At 44.6% G+C, this 6,325-nt stretch carries 6 protein-coding genes; 2 read left to right on the top strand and 4 right to left on the bottom strand.

Annotation, left to right across the window (positions count from 1 at the left end; all coding sequences use genetic code 11):
• Positions 1–429 precede the first annotated feature (429 nt).
• The gene (locus IM462_RS11250) at positions 430–1,515 is read left to right on the top strand and encodes a class I SAM-dependent methyltransferase (protein ID WP_287699816.1); all 1,086 of its coding nucleotides are present in this window, start codon (positions 430–432) and stop codon (positions 1,513–1,515) included.
• 4 nt (positions 1,516–1,519) lie between these two features.
• Here IM462_RS11250 and IM462_RS11245 read toward each other — a convergent pair whose 3' ends face one another.
• The 4 genes from IM462_RS11245 to ftsY form a co-directional block, all read right to left on the bottom strand.
• Positions 1,520–2,803, bottom strand: a complete 1,284-nt coding sequence (locus IM462_RS11245) for a DUF3086 domain-containing protein (protein ID WP_287699815.1) — start codon at positions 2,801–2,803, stop codon at positions 1,520–1,522.
• A 198-nt stretch (positions 2,804–3,001) separates the two neighbouring features.
• Positions 3,002–3,418 carry a DUF3119 family protein gene (locus IM462_RS11240; RefSeq protein WP_287699814.1) on the bottom strand — a complete coding sequence of 139 codons (417 nt, stop codon included), beginning with the start codon at positions 3,416–3,418 and terminating at the stop codon, positions 3,002–3,004.
• Positions 3,419–3,457: 39 nt separating this feature from the next.
• The gene (locus IM462_RS11235) at positions 3,458–4,258 is read right to left on the bottom strand and encodes a metal ABC transporter ATP-binding protein (protein ID WP_287699813.1); all 801 of its coding nucleotides are present in this window, start codon (positions 4,256–4,258) and stop codon (positions 3,458–3,460) included.
• Between the two features lie 94 nt (positions 4,259–4,352).
• A complete protein-coding gene (gene ftsY, locus IM462_RS11230) occupies positions 4,353–5,708 on the bottom strand; it encodes a signal recognition particle-docking protein FtsY (RefSeq protein WP_271931406.1) in 1,356 nt (451 codons plus the stop codon).
• A gap of 205 nt (positions 5,709–5,913) precedes the next feature.
• On the opposite strand from ftsY, the gene IM462_RS11225 reads away from it, so the two are divergent.
• A partial coding sequence (locus IM462_RS11225; RefSeq protein ID WP_287699812.1) for a Uma2 family endonuclease occupies positions 5,914–6,325 on the top strand: 412 nt, incomplete at its 3' end.

The following is a 6,325-nucleotide window of genomic DNA, read 5'->3' as shown; positions in this document are numbered from 1 at the left end:
TTTTATGGGCAGATATTTTAAAACTGTCTCTTGAAGCTAATTATGATGATTATCTTGAAAAAAAATGATAATTAGACAGAAGTTCTCTTGTTCACATAGAGAACTTTATCTTCTTTTGTTTTCAAAATGAGAATTGCTGGCTAATTAGGGCTGGCTGAATAATGGTAAAACCCTTGTTGGTTAAGACTTTTAGAGTTTTTGTAAATCAAAAAGTACCAGATATGGGAGTGATCGGGGGGAAAATTCCGGGACTTTTTCCCTGAAAATTAGGTAATTGACCCCTTCAAAATCGGTAAAACCCTACACCCGTTCGGCTGAGCTCACGGCCGAAGCCCACACCCCACACCCGTTCGGCTGAGCTCACGGCCGAAGCCCACACCCTGCCCCCAAGAAAAACTTTTTCAGCAAACCCTAATTATGAGATGAGCGATGCAGGAAGAAAAAGCGATATTTAATATCAACAATACTTTTTATCGACCGGAGAGTAAAATCGTCCGAGATTTAGGAGTTTTAGGAGCGGCAATTGCTCAAAAAGAGCGAGGAAGTTTGCGCGTTTTAGAAGTAATGAGCGGCTCTGGTGTGCGAGCGCTCAGGTATTGGTTAGAAAGTGGTGCGGATTGGCTGTGGGTTAATGATGGTAATCCAGAAATTAAGCCAACTTTAGCCGCTAATTTAGAGAGTTTATTACAACAGAAACAAGGCAAAATAACCTATAAATCTGCTCAAGAAGTTCTCCTAGAATGTTATCTTGAAAAAGACTATTATGATCTAGTTGATATTGATGCTTTTGGTTCCCCTGCATCTCTGTTCAGTGCTATTCCTTTAGCCACTAAAATCGGTGGTTTAATTTATCTGACTAATACCGATGGACGGACGCTGACGGGTCATAATCTAGAAAATAGTTTAGCTGATTATGGAGCCTATGCTCGCAATCATCCGGCTGCCCACGAACAGGGATTAAGATTAATTATCGCCGGTTTGCAATTAGAATCAGCCCGGTTAGGTTTAGGAATTACGCCGATTTTTTCCTTCTTTTTTGGTCAAAGTTATCGGGTGATGGTGCGGTTAACGGCTAATAGACAATTAAATAGTCATAACTACGGTTTTCTCGGTTATTGTCATAGCTGCGGGGAATATCAATCAGTGCCTTGGCCGAAGTTAGGCAAGATAGTTTGTTCTGGGGACGGGCAACCTTTAACCTTAACTGGACCCTTGTGGTTAGGCAGTTTACATGATCGCCTTTATCTAGAAAAAATGGCAGATTTAGCCGATCAATGGCAGTGGAAAAAGGTAGTTAAATTGTTAGAAATAATGAGGGAAGAAAACGATTTTCCTCCCTATTTTTATAGCTTTCGGGAAATTGGTAGAAGGGGCAAATTAGATCTACCTAAAAGGGAAGATTTAATTGCAGCTCTCTTAGAACAAGGTTATCGAGCCGCTGCCACCCATATTAACCCGCAAGCGGTGAAAACTAACGCTTCTTTAGCCCAATGTATCGCACTACTCAAGGACTAATTAGTTAATACCAATAACTAGAACTTTGTTGGGGTTCAGGGGCAAAAGCTAACCAGTAGGGGAATTGTAAAAGAGCGAAATTCAGCCGTTCTTCGGTATCATCGATGATAATGAGCGGTGAATACTTATCGTCGATTAAACGTTCCGCTTTTTGAATTAAAGCTTCGGGAGACTCAAAGAGAACGATGCCGCGGTCTGGTCCAAAATCGGCGCGGGAAATGCCGAGACAATCTTGGAGACCGCGGCGCCATTCGCCTAAACGTTCGGGACTATTAGCCAGAACGAGAGAACGGAAGCGATCGCCCTGTAATTCCGCCATAATCGAGATAATTGCCGAAGCGACCAGAATATTCTGGAGACGGCTGCCCATACCGCGAACAGTACCCCGGCCCCCCTGTTTAAAGAACCACTGTTGCACCCGTTCGGCGTGAATTGGTTCAAAAGTGCGCCGTAGTTGCCAAGGCGGACCATAATAGTCAGGACGACTGCGATAACGGTCTAAAAGAGTTTGGATGCGCTGATTTTGCTCAGAAAAGCCCTGTCTAGGGGTGGATTGTCCCACCGGTTCCGATTCATAACCAGAACGATTAGAACGACGGGGTTCTTGCCAATTATCCCGGCCCTGGTTACTGCTACGGGGGGGACGGGGACTTTCTTCGCGATCATCCCGGCCTTGACTGCCACGGGATGGACGGGGGTTTTCCTCCCGTTCAGTCCGCAGGGGAGGTTCCACAGGTCGGGGGGATTTTTCGGGGGTTTCAAAACGGGGTAATTCCAACTGTTCGGCAGCTGCGGCCAAATCCTGTAAACTGCCCACCAGATAGTCTTTAAACCCCTGAACCCTCACGGCTAGATCCTGGGAGATACCAGCGAAATTACTCCGCATTTCCTGCCGAATCCGCTCACGACGGCGTTCTAACTGTTCGATCGCCAATTCTAAAGCCTGTTTGCGTTGTTCTAGGTCTTTTACGCCTTCCTTGAGCATTCTTTCGATTTGAGCTTTGATATCCCCCAATTCCTCGGCGATCAAGCGTTCTTTTTCCGCTTTTAACGCCGAGATTTCTGCCTCTAGGCTTTGTTTTTGCCGTTCTAGAGCCTCGATTTCTGCCCGCAGGGGTTGCGCCTGCGCTGTGGGAACTAATTCGCCTTCGGGGGCGGTTTCCGATGGCAGGGGATTCTCTACCGGGCGATCGTTCCAGAGATCATCAAAACTAAATTCTTCGACAGATTCATTGGGTAAGTCTGTCATTTTGTCAAGGGGTAAAACATTAAAATCTTCTGAAGTCATCGGCTTTAGAAATGCAGAGCGAACAGAGGGCTAAGGCAGGTAATTAAGTAAGTGGTTCTAATTAATAGACGATATATCTTGCCTTCGATCCCCCCTGCCCCCCTTAATAAGGGGGGTGCCGATAGGCGGGGGGATCTGACAATTTTTAACACCTACCCACTTAAGACGCTATTAGCTAGATTTTATTTTATCTCAATCTTAGTTCGCTTCTGAGTCGATCGCTGGCGATGCTGCTAAAGGACAGTATTTTTCGAGGCAGAGTCTCAGGGTTGCGCTGTCAAAGATAATCGGCAAAAAATGAATGCTGTTAATTTCTTTGAAATAAAACAGGATCGGGACTTTATTCCAGAAAATCCGCCAATTTTGCCATTCTTGGTAGGGAAAGGAGCGAATTTGTTGCCCAGATAGATAGACATCTAAGGAGGTAGGGGTAAACTGGAGACGAATGCGGGTAGTCTGGAACATCAAGAATAGCCCTAACAGGGAGAAAATTATGCCGAGCCAGACCTGTAAAAAGAGTAAAGGCAGCGATAAAATTACCAAAAACAGGGGAATTCGATAGTTAGGAGCCAGTTCGATCGTTCCTGTTACTTCTTGCGGGGAAATAGTTTTCATCGGGGTCCCTATCGGCAGTCAGCCAAAATATCTTCGCTTCTAGTTTATCCCATTGTTTTTCGATAGGCGATCGAGATAATCGAGACTCGATCGGCGATGATCTGGTGGTGTCATGGCATCATAGAAGGAGACTTTACCCCCATAGGCGCGCCGGAGATTAAAATCAGTTAAGACCTTAGATCGTTGATCGGCGAGGATCAATTCTTTATTTAAGAGGATTAAATCAGCAAAATGAGTGATAGATTCGCCTAAATCATGGTTAACCACCATGACAATTTTATTTTCTTGGGCTAACTCACCAAAGATATTAAAAAGAACCCCCTCGGTTTTTTGATCTACCCCAACGAAAGGTTCATCAAAACAGAAAATCTCCGCTTCTTGGGCCAAAGATCTGGCTAAAAAGACTCTTTGCTGTTGTCCCCCCGACAACTGACCGAGGGGACGATGGCGTAAATCAGCCATTTCCACCCGTTCTAGGGCATTTAAAGCCTGTTGACGACTAATATGGGAAAAAGGACGAAACCAACCCGTTTTTCTGACTCTCCCCATCATTACCACATCCCAAGCGCTGACGGGATAAGTCCAGTCGATTTGAGATCTTTGGGGAACATAAGCGACTTTATCCAGTTGTTGCTGTAGAGATTGCCCTTGATAGTTAACGCTTCCCTGTTGTACGCGAATTAATCCTAGCATGGCTTTGATCAGGGTACTTTTGCCCGCACCGTTGGGACCGATAATACCGGTTAATCGTCCTGGATGAATTTTCAGGGTGATATCCCGTAGGGCTTCCACGCCGCGATAATATACTCCTAGATGACTAACTGTAATTGTCCTTTGCATAGTTGTTACCCCGAGTCTCCATTTCTAGCATAACTAAAAATGAGACAATTATGAAGCAACCATGAAAAGATTATGAAAGATAGGCGGGGTGAGATTAATCGCCACTTAGTAAAGCTTCCACGAATTCGTAACTGGAAAAGGGCCGCAGATCCTCGATTCCTTCCCCGGCGCCGACAAAGCGAATCGGTAGGTTAAGCTGACGCGCTACGGCAAGGGCGACACCTCCTTTAGCTGTACCATCGATTTTAGTCAGGATCACGCCGCTTAATTGGGCAGCTTCCGAGAAAACCTCTGCCTGTCGCAGCCCGTTTTGTCCTAAAGTGGCATCGAGAACTAGAAGGGATTCCACCACGGCACTCTCGGCTTTTTTGTCGATAATGCGGCGAATTTTGCTTAATTCTGCCATTAAATTCTTTTTATTCTGCAATCTTCCCGCCGTATCTACTAAAAGTAATTCTATCTCCCTGGATTTAGCGGCTTCGATGCCATCGTACACCACGGCGGCTGGGTCGGTATTTTTGCCCGGGTTGGCAATTACTTCGACTTGCGATCGCTCTCCCCAAACTTTCACCTGTTCCACGGCAGCAGCGCGAAAGGTGTCGGCAGCGGCGATTATACAACTATAGCCAGATTGTTTAGATAAATGGGCTAATTTGCCTATAGTCGTAGTTTTACCCACTCCGTTAACTCCTGTGAGCATCCAGATATTTAATTTGCCTTTTTCTGGCTCAAAACCGGGGTTGCTATAATTGGCTAAAGGTGCATCTAAAATCTCGCGGATAATTTCTTTGAGATATTCGATCGCTTTTTCGGGGGGCAGAGCTTCCTGTTTTAGCTTATTTTGGAGGGTAGTGATAATATAATCGGTGGCATCTACCCCCACATCGGCCTGAAGCAATAAAGCTTCAATTTCCTCCACCGCATCTTGATTGAGGGGACCCTGACCGACCACGGCCTTAAGCTGATTGACCAAGCTGCGGCGCGTTTTGCCTAAACCCTGACGCAATTTTTTTAACCAGGTGATTTCTTCTTCTGAAACGTCCTCTGCTTGTCGTCCCTGATTGGCTAAAACTTTGGCCGACCAGATAAAATCTTCATCCGGTTCTGTGGGGGTTTCGATGGCGGTTTCTTTGAGAATTTCGAGGCGATCAGATTTTTTCAGCCATGCGGGGGTATTATCCTCGGTTTCTTCTTCTTTAACTGGTTCTTCCTCTTGCGGAGGTTCTGTTTCAGCAATAGATGTTTCAGGGGTTTCGCTAACAACGGCCTCGGCCGTGGCTTTTTTCTCTTGAATATTTTTAAAGGCTTTTTTGGCCCAATCTAAATACTCTTCCTGACTGGTTGTCTCGCTAGTCGTCGGGGTTGCCTCGCTGGGGGTTTCCTCTACGGGTGCGGGGGGTGTTTGTTCTTGTTCGGGTTGGACTTTCTGACGACGGAACCAGTTAAACATAGGAGAAACTAAACATAAAACTATTTATCTAGTTTATCTTAACTCTTGAAGTGAGCAATTTTGATACTTAGATTTTTAATTATGGATTTCTCCGCATTTTTTGCCAGAGATTAAGGAAAAAATGATAACCTTGCTCAAGGATAACTTTATCTCTTTTTAGGGAAATGCTGTATCCTAGAAAATAGAATAGGAAGGAGAGTCAAAAATGTTAAGCGCTACTGAAACTAAATATTATACTCCCGAAGAATATCTCGCTCTGGAGGAAACGTCCGAGGATAAAAATGAATATCGTCAAGGAGAAATTATCCCAATGGTAGGAGCCACCACTAATCACAATCAGATTTGTCTAAATTTTTGCCGTAATTTTCCCTTAAACATCAATAATCAAGATTATTATACCTACATGGAAACGGTGCGTTTATGGCTGTCAGATTATAGTATTTACACCTATCCCGATGTGATGGTGATTAAAGGTAAACCTCTCTATCAAGGGAATAGTCAATCTAACGTGATCAATCCTTTAATTATTGTCGAAGTTCTCTCTAATTCTACCCAAGCTTATGACCGAGGGGATAAGTTTAAATTCTATCGTTCCTTGCCAACTTTTCAGGAATATA

It is taken from the genome of Microcystis sp. M144S2 (genome assembly GCF_020246065.1).
Classification (GTDB): domain Bacteria; phylum Cyanobacteriota; class Cyanobacteriia; order Cyanobacteriales; family Microcystaceae; genus Microcystis; species Microcystis ichthyoblabe_A.
The sequence above is the reverse complement of the archived record's forward strand: the minus strand, read 5'-3'. Positions and strand labels throughout refer to the sequence as shown.